25 protein-coding genes are annotated in these 21,938 nt (G+C 32.8%); 9 read left to right on the forward strand and 16 right to left on the reverse strand.

Going from position 1 to position 21,938, the window contains the following annotated elements; translation table 11 throughout:
- Positions 1–326 precede the first annotated feature (326 nt).
- The 10 genes from G6R40_RS02320 to G6R40_RS02365 all read right to left on the reverse strand — a co-directional run bounded on the left by G6R40_RS02320 (position 327) and on the right by G6R40_RS02365 (position 9,257).
- Positions 327–2,450, reverse strand: a complete 2,124-nt coding sequence (locus tag G6R40_RS02320) for a VapE domain-containing protein (protein ID WP_165131176.1) — start codon at positions 2,448–2,450, stop codon at positions 327–329.
- A gap of 24 nt (positions 2,451–2,474) precedes the next feature.
- Positions 2,475–2,756: a helix-turn-helix domain-containing protein gene (locus tag G6R40_RS02325; protein ID WP_126729957.1), complete on the reverse strand. Its 282-nt coding sequence runs from the start codon at positions 2,754–2,756 to the stop codon at positions 2,475–2,477.
- Between the two features lie 89 nt (positions 2,757–2,845).
- Positions 2,846–3,754 (reverse strand): hypothetical protein, encoded by a 909-nt coding sequence (locus G6R40_RS02330; protein ID WP_165131178.1) that lies wholly within the window; start codon positions 3,752–3,754, stop codon positions 2,846–2,848.
- A 58-nt stretch (positions 3,755–3,812) separates the two neighbouring features.
- On the reverse strand, positions 3,813–4,889 hold the full coding sequence (locus G6R40_RS02335; RefSeq protein ID WP_165131180.1) for an FAD-binding oxidoreductase: 1,077 nt from the start codon (positions 4,887–4,889) through the stop codon (positions 3,813–3,815).
- 7 nt (positions 4,890–4,896) lie between these two features.
- Positions 4,897–5,301 (reverse strand): hypothetical protein, encoded by a 405-nt coding sequence (locus G6R40_RS02340; protein ID WP_165131182.1) that lies wholly within the window; start codon positions 5,299–5,301, stop codon positions 4,897–4,899.
- A 16-nt stretch (positions 5,302–5,317) separates the two neighbouring features.
- Positions 5,318–5,794, reverse strand: a complete 477-nt coding sequence (locus G6R40_RS02345; RefSeq protein ID WP_165131184.1) for a DUF4405 domain-containing protein — start codon at positions 5,792–5,794, stop codon at positions 5,318–5,320.
- A 15-nt stretch (positions 5,795–5,809) separates the two neighbouring features.
- Complete coding sequence (locus G6R40_RS02350; protein WP_165131186.1) at positions 5,810–6,400, reverse strand: NAD(P)H-dependent oxidoreductase; 591 nt, start codon at positions 6,398–6,400, stop codon at positions 5,810–5,812.
- A 74-nt stretch (positions 6,401–6,474) separates the two neighbouring features.
- Positions 6,475–6,996 carry a Crp/Fnr family transcriptional regulator gene (locus tag G6R40_RS02355; RefSeq protein WP_165131188.1) on the reverse strand — a complete coding sequence of 174 codons (522 nt, stop codon included), beginning with the start codon at positions 6,994–6,996 and terminating at the stop codon, positions 6,475–6,477.
- A gap of 95 nt (positions 6,997–7,091) precedes the next feature.
- Entirely contained in the window at positions 7,092–8,309 is a 1,218-nt protein-coding gene (locus G6R40_RS02360) for a site-specific integrase (RefSeq protein ID WP_165131190.1), read from the reverse strand.
- Positions 8,310–8,744: 435 nt separating this feature from the next.
- Complete coding sequence (locus tag G6R40_RS02365) at positions 8,745–9,257, reverse strand: hypothetical protein (protein WP_165131192.1); 513 nt, start codon at positions 9,255–9,257, stop codon at positions 8,745–8,747.
- A 289-nt stretch (positions 9,258–9,546) separates the two neighbouring features.
- Here G6R40_RS02365 and G6R40_RS02370 point away from each other — a divergent pair, with 289 nt between their 5' ends.
- Entirely contained in the window at positions 9,547–11,121 is a 1,575-nt protein-coding gene (locus tag G6R40_RS02370; RefSeq protein WP_165131100.1) for an IS1182 family transposase, read from the forward strand.
- A 326-nt stretch (positions 11,122–11,447) separates the two neighbouring features.
- Here the strand turns inward: G6R40_RS02370 and G6R40_RS02375 are convergent, their stop codons facing one another.
- The 6 genes from G6R40_RS02375 to G6R40_RS02400 all read right to left on the reverse strand — a co-directional run bounded on the left by G6R40_RS02375 (position 11,448) and on the right by G6R40_RS02400 (position 16,255).
- Positions 11,448–12,098 carry a hypothetical protein gene (locus tag G6R40_RS02375; RefSeq protein ID WP_165131194.1) on the reverse strand — a complete coding sequence of 217 codons (651 nt, stop codon included), beginning with the start codon at positions 12,096–12,098 and terminating at the stop codon, positions 11,448–11,450.
- 934 nt (positions 12,099–13,032) lie between these two features.
- Positions 13,033–13,332: a type II toxin-antitoxin system RelE/ParE family toxin gene (locus G6R40_RS02380; protein ID WP_165131134.1), complete on the reverse strand. Its 300-nt coding sequence runs from the start codon at positions 13,330–13,332 to the stop codon at positions 13,033–13,035.
- Positions 13,332–13,580, reverse strand: coding sequence for a type II toxin-antitoxin system ParD family antitoxin (locus tag G6R40_RS02385; protein ID WP_165131196.1), 249 nt, complete (start codon positions 13,578–13,580; stop codon positions 13,332–13,334). Before G6R40_RS02385 ends, G6R40_RS02380 begins: the two co-directional genes overlap by 1 nt.
- A 280-nt stretch (positions 13,581–13,860) precedes the next feature.
- Positions 13,861–14,367 (reverse strand): MepB family protein, encoded by a 507-nt coding sequence (locus G6R40_RS02390; protein WP_165131198.1) that lies wholly within the window; start codon positions 14,365–14,367, stop codon positions 13,861–13,863.
- 236 nt (positions 14,368–14,603) lie between these two features.
- The gene (locus G6R40_RS02395) at positions 14,604–15,194 is read right to left on the reverse strand and encodes a hypothetical protein (protein WP_165131200.1); all 591 of its coding nucleotides are present in this window, start codon (positions 15,192–15,194) and stop codon (positions 14,604–14,606) included.
- Positions 15,195–15,427: 233 nt separating this feature from the next.
- Positions 15,428–16,255, reverse strand: coding sequence for a GLPGLI family protein (locus G6R40_RS02400; protein ID WP_165131147.1), 828 nt, complete (start codon positions 16,253–16,255; stop codon positions 15,428–15,430).
- A gap of 22 nt (positions 16,256–16,277) precedes the next feature.
- On the opposite strand from G6R40_RS02400, the gene G6R40_RS02405 reads away from it, so the two are divergent.
- From G6R40_RS02405 to G6R40_RS02440, 8 genes are all read left to right on the forward strand, one after another.
- Positions 16,278–16,427, forward strand: a complete 150-nt coding sequence (locus tag G6R40_RS02405; protein ID WP_165131202.1) for a hypothetical protein — start codon at positions 16,278–16,280, stop codon at positions 16,425–16,427.
- Positions 16,428–16,719: 292 nt separating this feature from the next.
- The gene (locus G6R40_RS02410) at positions 16,720–17,937 is read left to right on the forward strand and encodes a site-specific integrase (protein WP_165131060.1); all 1,218 of its coding nucleotides are present in this window, start codon (positions 16,720–16,722) and stop codon (positions 17,935–17,937) included.
- 55 nt (positions 17,938–17,992) lie between these two features.
- Positions 17,993–19,069 carry a YhcG family protein gene (locus G6R40_RS02415; protein ID WP_165131062.1) on the forward strand — a complete coding sequence of 359 codons (1,077 nt, stop codon included), beginning with the start codon at positions 17,993–17,995 and terminating at the stop codon, positions 19,067–19,069.
- 212 nt (positions 19,070–19,281) lie between these two features.
- Entirely contained in the window at positions 19,282–19,620 is a 339-nt protein-coding gene (locus G6R40_RS02420; RefSeq protein WP_317164542.1) for a hypothetical protein, read from the forward strand.
- 79 nt (positions 19,621–19,699) lie between these two features.
- Entirely contained in the window at positions 19,700–19,969 is a 270-nt protein-coding gene (locus tag G6R40_RS02425; protein WP_165131066.1) for a YHS domain-containing protein, read from the forward strand.
- On the forward strand, positions 19,956–20,639 hold the full coding sequence (locus G6R40_RS02430) for an SCO family protein (RefSeq protein WP_165131068.1): 684 nt from the start codon (positions 19,956–19,958) through the stop codon (positions 20,637–20,639). Before G6R40_RS02425 ends, G6R40_RS02430 begins: the two co-directional genes overlap by 14 nt.
- A 42-nt stretch (positions 20,640–20,681) precedes the next feature.
- A complete protein-coding gene (locus G6R40_RS02435) occupies positions 20,682–21,011 on the forward strand; it encodes a hypothetical protein (protein WP_185670499.1) in 330 nt (109 codons plus the stop codon).
- A gap of 89 nt (positions 21,012–21,100) precedes the next feature.
- Entirely contained in the window at positions 21,101–21,928 is an 828-nt protein-coding gene (locus G6R40_RS02440) for an MbnP family protein (RefSeq protein ID WP_165131072.1), read from the forward strand.
- Positions 21,929–21,938 lie beyond the last annotated feature (10 nt).

Here is a 21,938-nt window from a genome sequence, read left to right on the forward strand (position 1 = left end):
CCTAATTTGCAATAAGCCCTTAATTTCTTCCTCTTTTGCAATCAAAAACTTATTTTTTTCTGTTGCTTCAGATTACACCTGATTAAAAAAGTAAGTAGGATAAGCTCATTTTCTGAAAAAGATTTTTTGTTATTCCGAATGAATACAAAAACGGATTTATTGGAATATAATAGTGTAAACAGATGAAGGGTTAAGATTAGTTTGCTTTGATTGTATTTGTTTTGGCTTGATTTTTTTTTCGGTACAAAAAATGAAAATGTTTGTGCTGAAAAATGCTTATCCTACTTATCCACTCCAACCGAAGTAAACCAATGCAAACTGTACCATTACGGATTATCAAACGAAATGCTTGATTGTTCGGGTGGTTTTGGTGGTGGTTCTTTTTCTTTGTTCTTGTTTTCGACTTCTTCCCAGGTCAGTTCTTTTACCGCATACACATATCCGTTCTTTTTGGACAATCGCAGATAACCGTATTTCTTTAAGGCTTTTCCTAATTTCATTACCGTTCCATCTGTAACATTGAGTTTGGCTTTGTCGGCTAACTTGGCTGCGATTTGTGTGGTGTTCAAAAAATTATTAGCGGTTTCTCTGTCGGCAATATCAAACCAGGTTAATAGCAATTCTTCTTCCGGACTTCGGATCTGGTATTGCTCGTTATTCAAATCTATTTCCTTGATTTCTTCCTGATTGAACCAATAACGGAACCCATTTTTATACAATTCGATTGCCTGTGCATACACCATATTGATGTCGATATTATGGGTATATTCGATGTGTTCTACTTCAAAACATAAAAATCTGCGTGAACCTGTGGTGTCATTCAAAAACTGAGCGGTGTTTACACTTCCTGCAAATGAGGCTCTTCGAGGTAAGGTTTCATTGTTATGTCCGTACGCTTTTCTCATTCGGATATGGGTTTTGGTAATCAGTTCTTTGAGTGTTCCGATTTCGGTACGGTTCAGGTTTTCTAATTCATCTAAGTTAATCAACATACATTCGGCTAAATGGATGAGTGTATCTTTGTTGTTCGGGTTTATCGTTCCTGAAAACATATATTCTTTAAGTTCTCTCGGTATTAATCGTTCTATCCAGGTTGTTTTTCCTACGCCTTGTTTTCCGCTGAATACAATTACGGTTTGATTGATGGCTTTGTCATTCGTTACACAGGCAACCATCGCTACAAACCATTTTTTGAAACATATCTGCCATAATTCCTGCTTCGTGGTTTTAACTGTATTGGCTAATTGATCGATATAATCAACTTCATCTTCATTGGGTTCTAAATTCTGAAAATAATCTCTGAACGGATCATATTGCTGACAATAATCGGAATGCAACAAGTTTCGTAATGTATTGATATTGCATTTTACTTTTGCTTTGAGGATTTCTCTTAGAATGGAGTTTTCGACAAAATCGGTAATGGGTTTCCAGATATTGGCTTTGATGGTTTTGTATTCCAATTTTCCCGTAACGATGTTGTACCGAAAGTTATACCGATAATCGAGAAAGGTTTCCAAACGGTCAATATAACTTGGCTTTTCTTCTTCCTCTTCCATATCATCCTCTTTGGTTTTACTGGTTTCGGACTTTGAAATGGCTGGGTTATTGTTTTTGTTGTGTTCATTGGTATTGCTGTATGCACTTTTTACCGTTGCCATTACTTCATTAGCATCATATCCATAATCAGACAAAATATATCCTGTAGCTACTGCTAATGGAACACCTTTACGATTGAGATTATTTGCCAGCAGATGAACAAAATTGTTCCGATTGCCATTGATATAACTTTCCTTCTTTTCCGTAAATCGTATGCAATGTTCATATACTGCTAAATAATCATTGTTGATAGGTTCTGTTACGAGAGCTTTCCTTGATTGATCTATATAAGGTCGTACATCTTCGGTTGAAATTACCGGATAGATTTCTGCGTTTTCATTCAGATACAAATCGTTATCGTACGAAACAAAACACAGTCTTGTAACGTCCTTTCCAGACTTATCAATAGGCAATTGAAGCAATTCTTCATAATGCTTTTGCAATATCAAAAATGCTTCTTTATGGTTTTCCTTTGATGAATTAACTTTAACTAGAATCTTCAATCCATTACCTGACGGACTTGTAAAACAGGAAAAAGTATAAGGTTCTTCTTTTGCCAATGCTTTAGCTTTCTGTAATTGTTCTTTGGAAAGTTTATCAATATCCAATATCAACAAAGGATTATAAGCGGTAAGATATTCGGGTTTTCGTCCGCCTTTAAAAGTTGCTGACGGAGTGAAAGCAGGCAAAGATTTCTTTACCCGCTCATACGCTTCAATTTTGTTTTCGGCTAATGATTTCCGCAGATAGGTAATCACATTGATGTATTTACCTGTCTTGATGTCGTGTAATACTTCAATGATTTTCTGGTTTTGCACCACTTCATTGAAGTTCTGAAAGATACTTACTACCATAGTTCTGATGTTTTGAGGTTAGCACTATTTTTTAGCGAACGCTTTGTTGTAGTGTTCCTGCAGGAGCTTTTCCACATCAGATAATTTGTAGTAAATCTTGTTTCCGACTTGTGAAAACGAAATACGACCTTCATCACGCCAGGTTTGAGCGGTACGTTTGGAAATCTTCATTAGCAAAAGAAATTCCTGATTGTCTAGGAACGTATCTTTTTTAGGTTCGTTTTTGGCATTGATACGCTTAACGAGTTCGTCCAGTTTTTCGATGATTTCGGTGTACTGGTCTTTTGATAAAATTACTGCTTCCATTTTCTAAAAATTTTATGGTTATGGAAGCAAAGGACTGCAACGATACAAAGTCAAAAAATCCCGAAATGGTCTTTCGGGACAATATTTATTTAGAGCAACTTATCAATATCTATCCGCTTATGTGGTTTGGGTCGTTTGTCGGATTTGGAAGGTGTGATAACGGTTTTGATGGTTTCGGGACTTAATTCCTGTCCGTTTTTATCTACGAATGAATTGACGATGACTGCGACAAAATCATTGATATTACCGTCCAGGATGGGCTTTCCATTTACAAATAACTCTCTATGTAACTGGTAAAATATATCCACGAGCTGATTGATGTTGCAATTGATTTTTAGTTTATTGAACGGAATGCCCTCCGCATTTTTTCTCATTTGCTGTTTAGAAAATTCATCGGTTAAACGAATTAAATGCTGTATCTGGTCTATTTCTTTCTGGCATTGATCAGAATAATCGGGTAATTTGGGGTTGATGAAATCGATACTTGCCTGTTCGTAATCAAATTTTTCATTGGTCAAAAACATTATTTTTTCGGTGTAATCTTCCATACCGTTTACTTTACTTTTTACTTCTCTGAATGAAAAATACCTTTCTTCACATTCAGCATTTATGTATTGCATTGGTGGTTTTCGTCTTGCGTGACGGTTACGTGTAATTTCTAATTCCTTTCGTTTGCTCTCAATAATGGTGTAGCATTTCATCATTCTGCCACGCATTGTTCTACTTACAAACGATTCCTCATTCTCAGAAATTAGTTTTTCAAATTTGTTAATCCATTTTATAGGATCTTCTACCAAATCGCAATGATGAGAAAAGAATTCAGGCAACTGAGCATAAGGAAGTTTCAGGATATTTCTAATTAATTCCTGACAATATGATTTATTATCCAATATATCCTCCAGTAAAATATCAAACAAAATATTATCGGACTGCTCTTTTGGAACAGCCGATTGCTCGGGAAATTGAACAGTATGTTTTATCTGATAGTTACTTGGCATATTTTTTATTTTGTTTATTTTTTTATCCAATAACAAATAATTTTTACTTACAGTTATTTCAATCAAACTCAATAACTACATCATCCGATTGGGGATAGCCTACACAGGTAAGTACATAACCATTGTTTAATTGTTCCTGTGTCAGCCCCTCTGTTGCGGACATTGTAATGCTTCCTGAAAGACATTTTCCTGCACAGCTCGTACAATTTCCGCTTTGGCAGGAATAGGGTAAATCGATTCCAGATTCCAATCCAGCAAACAGAACAGACTTACCGGTAGCTATTTTTACCAGATGTTCCTTTCCTTTGAAAAAGATTTTTACCTCATGTTCCTGGCTGGATTTAGCGGATAGGTTTTCGGCTTTTTCAGGGATATAAAAACTCTCTTTATGGATGACCTCTTTTGAAAATCCGATTTTCTGTATGGTAGAAGTTGCCATTTCCATCAATCCCTGCGGACCGCATAAGTAAAACTCGTTATTAGATTCCTTCTTTATTCCCAAATCCTCAAAAATTGCTTTTAGACGTTCTGCGTTTATTCTGTGATCGTTTTTCTTCCTGAATAGCATGGAAAAAAAGCCAATATTCGATTGTTTGGTTGCTTCATCACTCCAATAATGAACAATCAGGAAACGTGACGCATATTCGGAAGACCAGCTTCCCAACTGGTCATAAAATATCGTATGCTTCCGATCGGAATTTACGTATATCAGGGACACCGTTGAATTTGGTTCTTGGACAAGAACAGACTTGATGATGGAAAATAATGGCGTAATCCCACTTCCTCCACCAATTAATACAATATGTCGTGAAGCATCTTGGGGTTTATAATAGAAATTTCCGGTTGGAGGCAATACGGCAATTTTATCTCCGGCTTTTAGATAGTCGATTAAATAATTCGACATTTTACCGCCTTTAACCCTTTTAACCGTTAAGGATAAATGTTTATCAAAATAAGGCGAAGAGCATAGCGAATATGAGCGTCTTTCTTCCTTTCCGTCAATATTACATATTAAGACCAGAAATTGCCCGGAGTGATAGAAAAAAGGTTCTTTGGGGTGAGCAAAATGTATGGTAATCGTATCTGGGCATTCCTTAACAATTTTCTCGATTCGTAACAGGGTTTTATCGCTCATAGGGTTTTCAATTAATGATTTCGTGTTGTTGAAAAAGACGTAGTTTACTGCACCAAATAAAAAAGCGTGTCAGTTCTCTTTTACAAAATGTGTCGAAATGGAAAATTTTATGTGGAAAAGGAATTGCATCCGTATAAACACCATTTTCAGAAAAAAGAAAAAAGTTTTTTTGACGAATGGATTTTTTCAATGCAACACTATTTTGAAATGCTTTTATCGCTTTTTTAAAACAAACATTCTGATAGTTCAACATAACTATGCAATCACATTCTTGTATGATTTGTTCAAAATTGGCAGTACTATAATTGCTGCTGATATATACTTCATTACCATTATTCCAAAAGAAATCGGCAATATCGTAAAGGAATTCATTTTGTTGATCTTCTTTGTTTTCTACGACAATGTATTTCATAATCAAATTTTTGAGTTTATTCCAAGAGCAAATCAATAATTTCCTCAGCATCTGCATTGTTGCTCTTCCAAAGATCTTCAAAAGTTCGGGCACTCTCCACTGAAATACCTTTCTCTTTCAGCTTAGCGGCAGCTTCTTCGTAATTGATATTTAACGCCCTGAAAGCATCGTTCACAGGAGCTTTTACAATTCTATCCATCATTTGCAAATCGACAGGCGGATACATTCTTTCAGAAATAACAAGAACGGCAGATAGCGTTAGTACAGCGAATAATGCAGGTAAAAAAACGCTTTTTTTAAAATGGATTTTTAATGCTTTCCAATTAAGGATAATGTGAAAGATGGCACATACCACAAAAAATAAACCGAGTATTTCATGAACCACTTCGGTGTAACCGTCAAACAGATGGAAAAACATCAGTAGTCCTGAAATACCTACCACAAGGAAAACCAAGGATATGAAAGGGGTGACATAATTTCTATTCGGTTTCATAATACAAGGATTTAGTTAGTTGAATTTTGAAAATCTGTTTTCGAGATTAGTCAGCCATTTTACCCGTTTTTCGTGACTTACTCTTTTTACTGATGTAAAATTTATCCAACTGACATTTTTATAGCCCATTGTTTTGAAAACACTCTTTATCATAACTTTCTTGATTAAATTGCCAATCAGCAGTGAATACATTATCCCTGGCTTGTTCATCGTAGTAATGACGGTTACTCTTTTTAAATTATTTAATAGCGGAATTAATCCGAAACCTCTCGGATGATGGTCATATGCCAGTCCGGGAGATAGCACACGATCAATAAATCCTTTGGTTGTGGCAGGCATTATGTCCCACCAGATCGGAAAAATAAAAAGCAAGTGGTCTGCTTTTTTCAATCGCTCGTGGTAGTCAGTAACCTGCGGATCAATGGCACGGTGTTCTATAAATGCTTTAAGGTCGGCAGACGACATTGCAGGATTAAATGCGTCATTATCTAAATGCATCAGGTCAATCTCGTGACCTGATTCTTGAAGTCCTTTACTTACCGATTCTAAAATGGCGTTGCAATAACTGCCTTCATACGGATGATTGAATACGATTACCGTTCTCATTTTTTACTGTTTTAATTACAGTACAAAATTGAGAAGCTAAAGAGGTGTCGGACGATAACAATTGTTAATAAATATTACCGCCTATTTCTAATCCGGCTCAGCGAAACAGAAGTAATTCCTAAATAAGATGCAATATAATGTTGCGGTACACGCTGTACAATATGCGGAAATTGCTCTAACAATTCTTCGTAGCGTTTTTGGGGATTGTTTTTAAGATAAGAAAAAGCAAGCTGTTGCGTTTGGAATAGTCGCCTGAATAGATGTTCTTCAAAATCCTTTTTAAGTTCAGAGGAGTTTTCAATAACAGTCTGAAAGTCTTTTTGGGATAGGTTTTGAAGTATGCAAGGTTCAATGCTTTCAATATTGTATAAACTTGGCTGGTTGGTTCTGAAACTTTCTATGGAAGAAACACTGTCGCCCTCAAAAAAGAACTGTGTGGTGATTTCTTTTCCATCATTATTTACCCAGGTACGCAGACAACCTTTTTCGATGAAGTACATTGTTTTGGATATTTTTCCTTCCTCCAAAAGAATAGTTTTCGCAGGAACTTTTACCTGTTTGAAATAAGGGCTGAATATTTCCCACTTGCTTTTCATTTTTTATAGTCGCTTTACTGTTGTTACTAATTAAAACTTAAACATTACAAAATTATACAAATTTATCAATCACTTTTACCTATATATTTTTAGTTTTATTTTATGTATTTATCAACCGCATTGTCTAACTCTTCACTTACAATTTTTGCATATACCTGTGTTTGTTGTATGGTAGCGTGGTCAAGCAACTTACTTACATACTCGATACGCATACCGTTGTTCAGTGCATTTGTGGCAAATGTATGTCGGCTCAAATGGAAATGCAGGTTAAAAGGTAATTTCAAATCTTCACCCATTTTCTTTAGGTGTACATCACCTAATCTTACTTTTGAACGTATCCTTGTACTCTTGTATACTTCATCATTAAATATTCGTTCGGGATGTTCCAATACAGGAAATATGAAGGCTTCAGGATCTATTGTTTTCGGTTTGTATTTGTTGAGTATAGCAACAGATTTTGCTCCTAATTTGAAGCTGTGTTGTTTTTGTGTTTTCTGAATAACCTTTGTAATCTTTTGTGTTTTTTCATCGTAACATTTCCACTGTAACAACATTACATCGCTGATACGCAAACCGCCACCAAAGGAACTAAACAAAAACATATCTCTGTGAACTACAGCTTTTGGTCTTTGGCTTAAATCTAAGTTTTCTAAATCTTCTATTTGCTTTTTGTTGAGGTACAGGCGTTCTACTTTACTTTTTGGAATATCTATTTTGTAGAATGGGGAAGGGAATAAAGGTATCAATTCTTCTTCCATTGCATCGTTATAAAAGAAACTCAATATTCGCAATGAAGTAAAAACCGTTGTATTTCCGTTGCTTAATTTCTTTTTGCAGTAGTTAGCGTAATCGTTCAAAATACCCACGTTGATGTCAGAGAAATAGAAATCTCTATATCCCAGAAAGCGTTCAAATTTCTTAATGTAACCATCGTAAATAACCGTAGTACGATAAGAAACAATTCCTTTGAGAACCTCTAAACGTTTATCGCAATAGTCAAAGAAATTGGGATCTGCTTTTCCTTTAATAGCTTCTTTGAGCTTTCGGGCTGAAACTGATTTCCTGGTTCTTTCGTGGTCTGCTACCTGTGCCTGAGCATCCGCTACCTTTTGAGCTAAGAAAGCATTCATCCTGGCACTGTTGGGGTAGTTCTTTTTGAGTTTCTGTTTTGCGTCGTCCCATTCACTAACTTTTGCTTTAACTCCGGTAGTGACAAATTTAGCTTTGCGATCCTTGATTAACCTGATGTAGATAGGGCTTTGTCCTGTTGCATCTTCCTGTTGTGTACGTTGTACTAATTTTATTGAAGCCATAATAAAACAGTATTTGGATTGTTGTACTATTTATTTTATCCGATGCAAAACAGTGAAAATGTTTATTTTATTGATGTTTCAAAGCGGTGCAACGTGATACTAAGGTACAACTTTTAGTACAACAAAACAAGTATTTACTTGCGTTTTTGTGCTTTAATCTGCATAAGTGTATTTTATAACTGCTTAATTTACAGTATAATTAAGTGCAAATTGGGTTTTGTGATTTTATATTTCGTATAACGGAAAAGGGCTTTGCGAGGTGCGGGCTACTGCAAACCGAAAGTCGGGAGGAGAAACAATCTCTAGCAAAAACCATTTTCATTTTTTCAAATTTACAAAAAAAAATGAAATGGTTTTTTGCGGGTACTTTCTAGAATATTTCTGAGATTTCCTTCAACCCCGCATCTTGCAAAACCCATGTTAGCAGAAGTTTTTTTAAAGTGATTCTATTTTATAAATTTTGATTTGCATATTCTCCAATGGATTAACAATAACAAATTTATTTTTATTTATATCTTTTTTTACAATTTGATAATCTCCTAAATATAAAAGTTTTTGTCCTGAAATATCAACAATTCTATTTTTATATGATTCTAAAAGTTTTATTTTGTCAGAGTCGCTAATTTCAGAAGCATTTAGGTAGATGCTATCATAATTAAACCTAAATTGATTCGACATTGTTTCAGAATCTCTAGACTGCGGAATTGATTTCTTTACTCCTTCACGAAATATTACTTTTCCATTATAAACAATTTCAAAGAAATATAATTTTGAAGATTCAGAAAAATATTTTTCTACAGTTTTAATTGGGATGGAGCCAAAAGGATTGTCTTTGTTAATGAACAATTCATCCAAATTATCATTTATTAATGTTTTCTTTAAATCTTGTGAATAATAATTTGTAATCGCAAAAGAAAATACTAAAAAAGTAAAAATTAATTTTCTCATTTCATCTTGTTTTTAAGGGTTGTTTCATAAAATTTCTGCTAACGAAAAAGTATTGGCGAAGTGCGGGCTTTCGAAGAACTGAAAGTTCAAGAACGACCAAACGGAGCGAATGCTTTTTCAAGTACACTAAATTAAGAAAAAAAGTGGAATTGAAAAGCATGAGCGGATTAAAATTTCTGCTTTTCAATTTTGAACTTCTCCCCGCATTTTGCCAATACTATGTGCTTGTTGCACAACTCAAATATACAAATAAACTTGTATAAAAACGGGATATTTCGTAAATTGATGTATGCAAGGAAAGAAGAGTTTTACACCACAATTATTTGTTTCGGTCAATTTATTAGACCTAGTTCCAGAGGATAATTTTTATAGAAAAATGTTATCCGAACTCAATTTAGATTTCATTTATAAAGCAACTCAAAAGTATTATGGTAAGGAAGGACAGGAGAGTATAGATCCTGTTGTTTTCTTTAAGATATTATTGGTGGGATATTTAAACAATATCAATTCAGATAGACAGTTGATAGCTTTTTGTAGTGATAGCTTGTCGATAAGATTGTTTTTAGGTTATGATGTACATGAGCAGCTTCCTTGGCACAGTACCATTAGCCGAACTCGCGGTTTGTATGGCGAAGAAGTCTTTTTAAACTTGTTTAAAGAAGTCTTGAGAATGTGCGTTTCTAAAAATATGGTTCGTGGTAAACGACAAGCGGTGGACAGCGTTTTCATCAAAGCTAATGCTTCTATGGATAGCTTGGTAGAGAAAGAAGTTTTAGAAGACGCCAGTGCTTTTGTAAACGAACTAGAAGAAAACAGCGAATACAAAGTAACTACCACCCGCAAGAAACTCGTTGAACGCCACCATGATTGGAAAGCAGAAGCGTATAAAGGAATGCCAGCAAATAGCAATAGTAGACAGATAGATGAAAACGGCAATCTCATCCGTCCCAAATACCTATCTAATCACACCCATTATTCTCCCACAGATAGCGATGCTAGAGTGAGTGTAAAACCCGGCAAAGCGCGACAATTAAATTATTTTGGACAAATCGCAGTTGACGATGCGCACCATGTCATTACAGGAGCGTGTTCAGATTTTGCGGATAAACGCGACAGTCAGTGTTTAGAACAAATTGTAGAACTCACAGAAGAAAACCTAAAGGAAAACGGAATAGAATTACAAGAACTTTTAGCCGATGGTGGTTACAGCAGTGGCGAAGCATTGGCGTATTTGCACGAAAAAAACATCAACGCCTACATCCCTAACTTCGGACAATACAAATCAGAGCGAGAAGGTTTTACTTACCACAAAGAAGAAAACTATTATCAATGCACAAAACCCGAAGGTAAGCAAGCTAAACTGCTTTTCAAAGGCGAAAAAATGGATAGTAAAGGCTACACCAAACGAACGTACCGAAGCAGTGAAACAGATTGCAAAAACTGTCCACTAAGAGAACAATGCTGTGGCAAAAGCACCAAGTTTAAAAAGCTAGACGACAGCATCCACAAAGAACATTACGACCGTATGCATCAAAAACTCACCCAAAACGAGAAATATGCCAAGAAAATGGTTAGAGTGCGAAGCAAAACGGTAGAACCCGTCATTGGAACGTTGATCAACTTTACCAACATGAAACGAGTCAACACTCGAGGCATCAAAAACGCAAACAAACATGTACTGATGGCAAGTTTAACCTACAACTTGAAGAAATACATGCGTTTTACCATTAAAAAACCAAGTATTTTAGCCCAAGTTCTATCTCTAAAACAAGGGAAGAACTTTGCTTTTTCAAAACGCGCCTTTTCAGTCTATAAAAACTCGATTTTAAGCTATTCAAATTCTAGAATTTTGAACTACAACTAAAAAAAAACCTCTCTAAAATTGCTTCTAAAGAGGTCAAAATTTCATGTTTTTGAAAACTATTTTCTAAAAAAAAGGAGTTGTGCAACAGTTACCTATGTTATCTGCAGTAATAATAACTCTTTATTATTAATTCGTTCTAATTTTATTACAAAATGTTCAATAAATGATTTTGTATAAATTGATAAGTCTTCTTTAATATTCGGAAATTGATCTAAAGTTAGATCATAAAGTCCTTTATCCTGTAATATAGTTTTTATGTGATTTTCATGATCATAATTTATTATTGAATTTCTAATGATTCTATTTTTTTCTAATAATATTTTGTTTTAATCAAATTTTCCCTCATCACTCAAAATAAAACTTATGTCCTCTCTTAATGGTCTACCATCGTCATATAAGCATTTGTTGTATTTAAGGAATGATGAAATGTAAGTGTCGCTAAATTTATCCGTATTTTTATATTTTGTCTCATTCCTTGAATTGTCAATAAAATCTCCAACCAGAAAAACTCGATACGGACTATCTCCATCCCATTTGTACTGAATGTGGCTTTTCGTTTCAAAAGAATAGCAATCTATATATTTTTTGAAATTATGAAAGTTTATATGAACTTCTACCGATTTGAAAAGATTTTCTTTGAACGATTCTTTTTCATAAATCTTCCGCCAATTAGATATTATTCCTTCTAATTTTCGAATGCTTGTATTCTTTTCTAAAATTAAGTTCTTATGTTTTGTACTTGTTATGTTTTTATAAAACAAATATGAAACATTACTATTTTGGAGATCCTCCACATCGATGATCTTTTCTGCATAATCAAACTCCTCTAAAGAATTAATTCTCTTAAACAATATTAATGTCCTTTTAGAAATATGATTATTTTTGATTTTGTACAAAACAATTTGATTTTCTAGATCGAAAATTAATCCTTTGTTGTTTTTTTGTAAATGTTCAAAAGTGAAGCCTAATTCAAACATAATGCTGTAATATTATTGCAGATAACGGAAAAAGTATTGGCGAAGTGCGGGCTTTCGAAGAACTGAAAGTTCAAGAACGACCAAGCGTAGCGAATGCTTTTTCAAGTACACTAAAATAAGAAAAAAATGTGGAATTGAAAAGCATGAGCGGATTATTTTTTCTGCTTTTCAATTCTTCCCTAAATCCCGCATTTTGCCAATACATTGTTACGCGCAGTAGAAAATGAGAACTTTTCAACGCTGAAAAATAGTTCTAAAAAATTATGAGCAATTAAATCACAAACAAATCAGATGAATAAAACGAAGCTTAACCAGTTTTCAAACTGCATTTTTCCAGCAAAATTTAAAACTCAATTATCTGAAATTTTTCTCGATGGTTTCTGCGAAAAGTAAAATTGAAAATTCGTAAAAAATAAAAGTTATTTTTATGAAAATATTAAAATGATAAATTTTTCAACTATGGTTTCTGAAGTTGATATTTTCTGATTTTTTCAAATGAGAAAAATTTCAATTATAAAAAAAGAAAAGAGTAGAAGAAGCTTAAAACGTTAGAAAATTTTAAGCGAAAAAAACTCGAAATTTATTTGTCGAGAAAAGTGTTTCCAAGAAAATTTAAGAACTTTTTAAACCCAATATTTCTACTGAATTTTTTCTTATAAAAACCAAAAATATAAATGTTAAAAAAAGAGAAATTATTATCCGAAAACGCGCTAATCTATTGCGTGTAACGGAAAAAGTATTTGCGAAGGGCGGGCTAAATTTAACTGAAAGCTCAATTTCGACCGAACGAAGCAAATTGCTTTTTCAGATTACCAAATTACAAAAAAAAGTAATATGAAAAGCAAGTTGCGACTAAATGCAAAAAATCTTTCTACTTGGTTTCAACCCCGCCTTTTGCAAATACTATGTTATCTGCAGCCAGAATTTCGGTTAGTTAATCATTTATGTGAGATTCGACATCCATTTGTTGATGAAGTATTCTGATAATTTCTATACATTCTTCCTTAAAGTTAATTCTGTAAAATATAAAATGAGATTTTACTCGAGAACGAAAATATCCTTTCCTAATTTCGTTATAATCTTTTCCAGATTTTGGATTTTTAGAAATATATTCGATTTCATCCATAATCAAATCAAAATAATAGTCAGCTTGTTCAATCGACCATTCTTCAAAAGTATAAAGCCAAATATTTTCTAAATCAATTTCTGCTTGTTTACTGATTTTGTAATTCATTATTCTGCAGAATATTTTTGATGTAAGTTTTGTTTGAAAGTTTCTCGATTAAAACTAGCCGAAAATCCAGATTTTTCACCTTTTTTAAGTTCTTTAATTAATTCAGATTTCTTAGTTTCCTCGTGTTCAAACATTCTTAAAGCGGCTCTTACAACTTCACTTGCGGAAGAATATTTTCCATTTTTAATTTGTGAATTGATAAAATTGTCGAAATAATCGCCCAATAAAATCGAAGTATTTTTTGCCATAACAATTTGATTTAATATTCAAAATCAAATATACCAAGTTTTGGTATTTAAACCAAATTTATTTACGTAATATTGGTCAAATCTGGTTGCAGATAACGTTTCGGGTATTGCCGAAGGCGGGGAATTTATGGCTGAAAGCTTAAATTCTGCACTGAGGCTAGCCAAAACGAATTTTTGTGAGTTAAATTTAAAAATAAAAAACGAATAAAATTCGTTTTTGGCGGAATAGTAGGGCAGAAGTTGAGTTTTTCACTTTAGCCCCGCTTTTGGCAATACCTTGTTAGCTGTAGTGCGAGTTTAATATTTCGCTTAAACGCATATGATTTTCGTTATTTTCTTTTGTAAAATCTAAAAAATATCGAGTTTGCCAAATTTGAGTTTTTGCAGCTTGTTTATTTTCTGTCTTTGTCCAGTTTGGATAAACTCTAAAACCACGTTTTCCTTCTTTTGAATTTGTTGTAAGAATTTGTCTTTTTATTAATTCATTTTTTGGAAACAAGAAGAATCCATAATTTTCGTTTTCTTCAGTTACAATGATATAAAAATCAAAATTATCATATTCATTAAATGGCTCGGTTTCTTTTTGTGAGTTTCGCTTCCATAAAGTTACAAATTGACCAACTTTCTTAGGAGTAATTTTCGCTTTTCTAAATTTGAAATTCAGTTTTTCAGTTTGAAAATTATAACCGAAATATTCTTTTGCTTCTTCGTCTTCAATTAGATTTGAAATTTGAGATAGAGTAGTACCAAAAAGTAACTTTTCAAATTTATTTAGTTCTTGGTTCATCTTTTTTGTTTTGTGCGCAATTTTGGACGCATTACAGCTAACGGAAAAAGTATTGGCGAAGTGCGGGCTTAATTTGAACGAAAGTTCAAGTTCAGACCAATCGTAGCCAATATTTTTTCAATGGAACTAAGTTAAACAAAAAAGTGGAATTGGAAAATATTGGCGGATAAATATTACTAAAAGTTCAATTTAGCCTTAAACCCCGCATTTTGCCAATACAATGTTATGTGCAGTTCTTACTTTATATTTTCATCTTTCCAAACATCTTCGTAGCCATTTCTATCTATTTGAAATCTGTAACCAATCTCTAAACCCAAGAAATCAATTATTTTTGGATAAATATTAAGTAAATGTTCAGCACAAATAGGTTGAAAAAAATCAGGATCTTCTGAATATTCTCCAAACCAAATAAACCAACCTGAAGTCCCTTTTTCAGCGGAATGTCTTAAACCATTAATTGGTTCAAGATCATAATTTTGTGAAAGTCCAATATTTAATTTTTTATTAATAGGCTTCCATTCAGATTTGTACTTTTCGCAAAGTTCCTTCTGTAATTTTATATGAAAATTCCAATTATTATATTCTAAAAGTTTGTCTTCTCCCGTCATTAGATAATGTTTCCATAGACTAATATTCAATTTATTTATTTTGAAATTAATTTCTGTATTATCCCACTGAAATATTATATCTGAAACAATATCATTTTCAAATTCAATTTCATCATCAAATATTGCTTTTCCTGCAAAAGTTTCGATTTCATTTTCAGTAATTTTATCAGAGAGATAATTATCACAAATTTTCACTAAATCTTCTGTGTTAACTTTCATTGCGTGGTTTTGGGAGAATTGCACATAACGGAAAAAGTATTGGCGAAGTGCGGGCTAAAAATGAACTTTAGTTCAATTTTAGACCAAACGGAGACAATATTTTTTCCAACTTTAGCTAAGTTAAACAAAATAGATAAATTGGAAAAATATTGGCGGCTAAATTTTACAAATTTTTCAACTTAGACTTTCATCCCGCATTTTGCCAATACAATGTTAGCTGTAGTAGTTTTTTTTTAGTTTTGTGGATATTTTAGTGCTTTATCAATTTCAATAGGATTGTTATTTTCACGAATGAATTTTCGTCTTGATTCGGTCAATTCTTTAAATTGACTGATGTCTTTTATATCAGTACCATTAATGCTAAAAGTCGTTTTCGGATTTTTTTTGAACTGTTCACGAGTTTCGTGATATGGATCATTATATTCATTCATCAACATTTTATTTATGTTTTCTTGGGTTGTTTTTATCGGTTTTTGACCATAAAAACTTTCAATGAATGGCGTTTTATAAGTAGAATTCAATTTAAAACTTTTCACTAATGTAAAATCAAAATTATTTTGGTCATCATATATTTGGAAAATTAGTCCAGGCAAACCACGAAATTTATATGGACCTTCTGAAATATTTATTTCTTTAGAAAACCAGGCTGTCCATTTTCTGCCACCAAAATTTGAGGTCGCTTTTTGTAACGTATAGTTTTCAAATTTTTTGGTTTCTTTATCGAGATTCCAATCAATTTTGTCTTCTGTGTCAAAAACAAACACATCATTAATCATAGTATAATTACTATTTGTATTTGAATTTTTTGATCGAACGATAACATTTGTAGAATTATCCCAAAGCTGACTGTTTTGTCCTTTTGTTATGTTTGTTGAGTCGATTTCTACATAACGGTAATTATAAAATTTCACATTTTCAGGATTTACATCTAAAGTCATATTTACTTTTTGAAATTCTGTTTGTTTTGGGTTTTGTTTATATTTGAATTCGTAGATAAAGCGATGAGTTTGAGCAGAAATTAAAGCAAAACTAAAAGTAAAAATTAGAACAAATATTTTCATAACAGTATTTTTTAACGGCATTTTGGGAACTATTACAGCTAACGGAAAAAGTATTGGCGAAGTGCGGGCTTTCGAAGAACTGAAAGTTCAAGAACGACCAAACGTAGCCGATATTTTTTCCATGAAACGAACTTACAAAAATTTAGTGGAATGGAAAAATAGCGGCGGCTAAAAGTGGAAGATTTTTCAATTTAGACTTTAACCCCGCATTTTGCCAATACAATGTTATATGAATAATTAAATTTTATGTAACTATTTTCATTTAAATACTTATTAATAAAGTGTTTATAAAATTAAACTGATTAAAATAAAGCATAAAAAAGTAACAAAAACTGTAATTTGTTGTACTTAAAGTTGTATCTTTGTTTCAGGTTGCAGTCAATTATAAATCGTTGATTTTCTTTTGATTTATTCGATTGCTTTTCTTTTCCAAAACTGTTTAATTCATCTAAAATTTTAAGATTATGGCAACGGTTAAATTAATACTTCGAACATTTCAGGAAGATAAAAACGGAGAATGTCCTTTGTATATCCGTGTTATAAAAGATCGTAAGGCAAAGTTTATATCTACTGGATACAAATTCAAACCTTCACAATGGGATGAAGAAAAGCAGCGTGTAAAAAAGATTTATAAAAGCTCTGCAAGGGTTAATGCTTTTCTTGCTCAGAAAGTGGCAGATGCTGAAGGTCAGGTTGCGGATATGGAAAGACAAACAAAAAGTGTTTCTGCAAGAAAACTAAAGGAAGCTATTAAAGGAAAATCATCGTTGAACTATTTTGATTATTCCTACAATCGTTGTGAGAAGATTAAGTCGACAGTTTCATTGAAAACCTATGTTTGTTACAAAGGCGTTTTGGATAAGTTGAAGCGATTCAATCAAAATAGAGATTTGAATTTTGATGATATGACGGTTACTTTTCTGAAAGATTATGTCAATTACTGTTCTTCCAAGTTGGGAAATAGCAATACAACGATAAAACATTCGCTTATCATTATGGGGCAGTTTTTTAAAGATGCAATCAATGAAGATTTAGTTTATGCTAATCTGTACAATTTTAATAAAATAAGCATTAAAAAAGAACCCAGTAAAAGAATGTATCTCAATAAAAAGCAAATTGAGGATTTTAAAAATTTAGAAGTCAATCAGGATTCAAAAGCTCCCGTTATAAAAGATATGTTTTTGTTCAGTATTTATGCAGGAGGTTTGAGGTTGAGTGATGTTTTGGAACTGAAATGGAGCAATATTAACCTCGATGAAAACAGAATTATAAAAACGATTAAGAAAACCGGAAGACAGCATAGTTTTAAATTTGGACAATCAGCCTTGGATGTTTTAACTAAATACCATTCAAAAACTTCGGAGGAAGATGATTTTGTTTTCCCGATGTTGGACAAAGAAACGCCTTATTTTACCAATAGAAATTTTGCTTTAGCAGAAATGGCGCGATGTACGTCATTATCAAGTTTGCATCTTAGAAATATGGAAAAGGCTATGAAATTGCCGTTCAGATTGTCCTTTCATATCAGCAGACATACATTTGCTACCAATGCTTTGAATAACGGAATGAGAATAGAACACGTTTCAAAATTATTAGACCATTCGGATATTGGGATTACTCAGATTTATGCCAAAGTGATTAGTGAAGAATTGGACAAAGCAGTGGAGCAGTACATCAATTAGTTTTTATGGAGCTTCGGTAATATTATTTTTAAATTTGTAAATCATAAAATTGAATATGGACACACAATTTTTAGACATCCTGCATCTTATACAGCAATCCCGAAACAATGCGATAAAAGCCGTAAATGTGGAGCTGATAAACCTGTATTGGAATGTTGGAGCTTACATAAAGCAAAAACTTTCGGTTTCGGAATGGGGAGATAAAACAGTGGAAGAATTGGCGATTTATATTCAGAAAAACAATCCGGAACTGAAAGGCTTCAATCGTAGAGGTCTTTACAGGATGATTCAATTTTATGAAACTTACGCTTCTCACTCAATTGTGTCCGCAGTGAGGACACAATTACAAAATGCTGAAAACCAAAACGATATAATTGTCGCCTCATCGAGGACACAATTTGAACCGCAGGATATTAAAAACACTATTTTGGTACAGTTGAGTTGGACGCATCATCGCACCATATTTTCAAGATGCAAAACGGAAGAAGAAAGAGAGTTTTATATCCGAATGAGCATCAAAGAAAATTACAGCGTGAGAGAATTAGACCGTCAGATTTCCGCAAGTCTTTTTGAGCGTACAATGATTGGTAACGAAAAACTTTCTCCTGCAGCAAAAGAAATTCATACGGATATTGCAAATACATTCAAGGATAGCTATGTTTTTGAATTTCTAAATCTTCCGGAACCTCACAACGAAACAGATTTGCAGAAGGGACTAATCAAACAGATGAAAAATTTCATTCTTGAGTTGGGAAGGGATTTTCTTTTCATTAGTGAAGAATACAAGGTTCAGGTTGGTAATAGTGATTTTTATATTGATTTGCTTTTTTACCATCGTGGTTTACAGTGTTTAGTAGCTTTTGAGTTGAAAGCCGATAAATTTAAACCGGAACATTTAGGACAGCTTAATTTTTATTTAGAAGCTTTGGATCGCAATGTGAAAAGAGAAAATGAAAATCCAAGCATTGGTATTTTACTTTGCAAAGATAAAGATACCGAAGTGGTAGAATTTGCTTTGAGCAGAAGCCTTTCGCCTACAATGGTCGCAGAATATCAAACCCAATTGCCGGATAAAAAACTGCTTCAGCAGAAATTACACGATTTGTTTGAAAGGAGTAAAGAAATTGAATAATTTTTTTGGAAATTATTATTATATAGAGTAAAAATAGTTTGTTAAAGATTTAGAGAAATGGTTTAAATAATTAGTTGTCAAAACATAAATAATAATATTACTAAATTGAATGTTACAATTGATTTTACCCATAAATAACTATGCAAAATGTAGTATATTTGCACAACTTAATATAATTAATGAAACATTTGTTTCCCATACTTATCATTTTCATGATGGTACTACGTCCAGTAATGCCAATTGTTAATTATATGGTTAATTATGATTTTATTGTACAAAATCTTTGTGAAAACAGGGAAAAGCCTGAAATGATGTGTAATGGCAAATGCTATCTTAGTAAAGAGCTTGCAAAAACTACAGATAATATTCCAAAACAGGATAATTCTAAAATTAATATTACACTATTGGTAGACTCATTTGTTGTCAGAGATATATTTTCATTCTCCCAGCTAAATATTGGTATTAATGAAACACCGAAGCAAAATTCATATTTGGCTTTATTCTATAACTTTTCTATAAGTTCAAGTATATTTCATCCACCTTTGGTTTAGTTATTTATTCTACCATTTTTACTGTTTTCTTCCACAGAAAGCAGGCATTTATTTTATAATTAAATCAAATTTCGAAAAAATGAAAATCAATATTCTTATGATACTGCTTTCAGTATCTGTCATGTCATGTGCTCAGGAAACTCCTAAAGTGAAACAAGTTAAGAAAATGGCACCTAAAAAAGAAATAAAAGGTGTAAAGGTCGTAAATTCTGAAGACCCAATTTGTCATATGAAAACCGCAGAATTTCTTAAAGACACTGCAATTTATAAAAGTAAAACTTACGGTTTTTGTAGCGATTATTGCAAAAAAGAATTTAAGAAAAATCCAGCAAAGTATGTCCAAAAATAAAAAAAGAACAAACTCATCTAAAAACAAAATCATCATTCCCGTGGTTGTTTTCGCTTTACTTTTTGTAGCAATCGGATTCGGAATGTCTTATTTCAAAAAGAACTTGTACACAGTAATGAAAGTTCCAGATTTTGAATTGACAGATCAAAACAGCAAAGCAATTTCCAATAAAGACATGTTAGGAAAAGTGTATCTCGTAGAATTTTTTTTCAGTAAATGTCCAACTATTTGCCCCATAATGAACCAGAATATGAAATATATTCAAAATGAAATAAACAGTCCGGATTTTGGAATTATTTCCATCAGTATCGATCCTGAAAACGATACTTCGGAAGTCCTAAAAAATCATGCAAAAATGGTGGGCGCAACTTCCCCCAATTGGCATTTTTTGACAGGAGATAGAAATTATATTGGCAATATAGCGGATAAATTTAATATTTATGTTGGAGACAAAGAGGACGAAGCAGAAAGTCTCAATCACAGTGGAATGATTGCCTTGGTAGACAAAGAAGGAAATCTTCGTTGCCGTTTTGACGAAAATAATATGCCGATTCTCTATTATTCTGGACTTAATTACGAAGATGAAAAAGGAAAAACACCAAATCTACGAGGAAAATATCACCCTGATCGTGAAAAATTAATCGAAGACATCCGTAAACTTTTAAACTAAAATTTGAAATATACTCTTCACATATTCCTTGTATTTTACTTAATGCTGAAACCTCTGTTTCCAGTATTGGATTATGCTGTTAATTACGATTATATTTCTACGGAACTTTGTGTCAACAAAACTCAGCCGGAGCTTCATTGCAATGGGAAATGCTATCTTTCCAAAGAACTTGCAAAGTCTTCGCAGGAAGATACTTCACCTTTCTCAAAAACTAAAAATCAGCCGCAGAAAGTGCTGGATTTCTATCTTCCTGCCGAAATTTCTGAAATTCAAATTGTAACAAAAGAATTTTATACAAGTTTTTTCTTTATTTATAAAGCAGATTATTCATATCTATTTCTTAAGCATATTTTCCGACCTCCTATTTTTTAAGTTTTAATTTTTTATAACAATCCTATTTGTTGGACAACTAGTCCAACAAAGGATTCTAATCATTCAATTAAAACTTAAAATATTTAAAAATGAAAATTTACAAATTTTTATCATTATTCTTTATTGCCTTTGCTTTATTAATCGTTTCATCTTGTAGAAACAACGATGATGAAGATATTCAAGACACAACTCCGGGAAACCTCCAAATTAAATTTGAAAATGGTTTCAACAACCTTGGGAATATTGTTTTGAATCAAACAACACAAACTTCTAGTAATGGACAAAAGCATCAGTTTTCCACTTTAAAATATATTGTCAGTAACATCACTCTGATTGATGAAAGCGGAAACGAATTCAAATACAATTATAATAATCCTGATAAAGGAGCTTTCATTGTAGATCAGGCAGAGGCAACAGGTGGAGTTGTTTATCTTAACCTTAACGATATTCAAAAAGGAAACTATAAAAAAGTTAAATTCGGTTTGGGTGTAAGTCCACAAGCTTACTTATTAGGACAAAACGGACAAGGCGTATTTTGGGATAAAGCTAAAACAGCAGGCATGGCCTGGTCCTGGGCAGCAGGATATATCTTCACCAAACTGGAAGGAAAATACGGAACATCTTCTCCTGACACCGAATTTATGAATCACGCAGGAAATATGGGCGATACCACTGCCAACGGAACACCAGATCTTTACAGGGAAATTACTTTGGATTTGCCAACAACAGCAAGAGTTTCAAAAGATATTACACCATCTATTCATATTTTGGCAGACCTTAATCAGTATTTAAGCGGACAAACTGCGTTAACGTTGAACACTGCTAATAATATGGCAATGGGAAGTAGTCAGCATTTGGTAAATGTAACGGATAATTTGTCTAAAATGTTTAAAGTAGATCACGTTCACAATGATTAATTTTTTTACT

Source organism: Chryseobacterium sp. POL2 (genome assembly GCF_011058315.1).
In the GTDB taxonomy this organism is placed as follows: Bacteria; Bacteroidota; Bacteroidia; order Flavobacteriales; family Weeksellaceae; genus Soonwooa.

Coding starts and splice junctions, on each gene's coding strand:
- G6R40_RS02320 (WP_165131176.1), bottom strand. CDS start 2,450: ATGGTAGTAAGTATCTTTCAGAACTTCAATGAAGTGGTGCAAAACCAG.
- G6R40_RS02325 (WP_126729957.1), bottom strand. CDS start 2,756: ATGGAAGCAGTAATTTTATCAAAAGACCAGTACACCGAAATCATCGAA.
- G6R40_RS02330 (WP_165131178.1), bottom strand. CDS start 3,754: ATGCCAAGTAACTATCAGATAAAACATACTGTTCAATTTCCCGAGCAA.
- G6R40_RS02335 (WP_165131180.1), bottom strand. CDS start 4,889: ATGAGCGATAAAACCCTGTTACGAATCGAGAAAATTGTTAAGGAATGC.
- G6R40_RS02340 (WP_165131182.1), bottom strand. CDS start 5,301: ATGAAATACATTGTCGTAGAAAACAAAGAAGATCAACAAAATGAATTC.
- G6R40_RS02345 (WP_165131184.1), bottom strand. CDS start 5,794: ATGAAACCGAATAGAAATTATGTCACCCCTTTCATATCCTTGGTTTTC.
- G6R40_RS02350 (WP_165131186.1), bottom strand. CDS start 6,400: ATGAGAACGGTAATCGTATTCAATCATCCGTATGAAGGCAGTTATTGC.
- G6R40_RS02355 (WP_165131188.1), bottom strand. CDS start 6,996: ATGAAAAGCAAGTGGGAAATATTCAGCCCTTATTTCAAACAGGTAAAA.
- G6R40_RS02360 (WP_165131190.1), bottom strand. CDS start 8,309: ATGGCTTCAATAAAATTAGTACAACGTACACAACAGGAAGATGCAACA.
- G6R40_RS02365 (WP_165131192.1), bottom strand. CDS start 9,257: ATGAGAAAATTAATTTTTACTTTTTTAGTATTTTCTTTTGCGATTACA.
- G6R40_RS02370 (WP_165131100.1), top strand. CDS start 9,547: ATGCAAGGAAAGAAGAGTTTTACACCACAATTATTTGTTTCGGTCAAT.
- G6R40_RS02375 (WP_165131194.1), bottom strand. CDS start 12,098: ATGTTTGAATTAGGCTTCACTTTTGAACATTTACAAAAAAACAACAAA.
- G6R40_RS02380 (WP_165131134.1), bottom strand. CDS start 13,332: ATGAATTACAAAATCAGTAAACAAGCAGAAATTGATTTAGAAAATATT.
- G6R40_RS02385 (WP_165131196.1), bottom strand. CDS start 13,580: ATGGCAAAAAATACTTCGATTTTATTGGGCGATTATTTCGACAATTTT.
- G6R40_RS02390 (WP_165131198.1), bottom strand. CDS start 14,367: ATGAACCAAGAACTAAATAAATTTGAAAAGTTACTTTTTGGTACTACT.
- G6R40_RS02395 (WP_165131200.1), bottom strand. CDS start 15,194: ATGAAAGTTAACACAGAAGATTTAGTGAAAATTTGTGATAATTATCTC.
- G6R40_RS02400 (WP_165131147.1), bottom strand. CDS start 16,255: ATGAAAATATTTGTTCTAATTTTTACTTTTAGTTTTGCTTTAATTTCT.
- G6R40_RS02410 (WP_165131060.1), top strand. CDS start 16,720: ATGGCAACGGTTAAATTAATACTTCGAACATTTCAGGAAGATAAAAAC.
- G6R40_RS02415 (WP_165131062.1), top strand. CDS start 17,993: ATGGACACACAATTTTTAGACATCCTGCATCTTATACAGCAATCCCGA.
- G6R40_RS02420 (WP_317164542.1), top strand. CDS start 19,282: ATGATGGTACTACGTCCAGTAATGCCAATTGTTAATTATATGGTTAAT.
- G6R40_RS02425 (WP_165131066.1), top strand. CDS start 19,700: ATGAAAATCAATATTCTTATGATACTGCTTTCAGTATCTGTCATGTCA.
- G6R40_RS02430 (WP_165131068.1), top strand. CDS start 19,956: ATGTCCAAAAATAAAAAAAGAACAAACTCATCTAAAAACAAAATCATC.
- G6R40_RS02435 (WP_185670499.1), top strand. CDS start 20,682: ATGCTGAAACCTCTGTTTCCAGTATTGGATTATGCTGTTAATTACGAT.
- G6R40_RS02440 (WP_165131072.1), top strand. CDS start 21,101: ATGAAAATTTACAAATTTTTATCATTATTCTTTATTGCCTTTGCTTTA.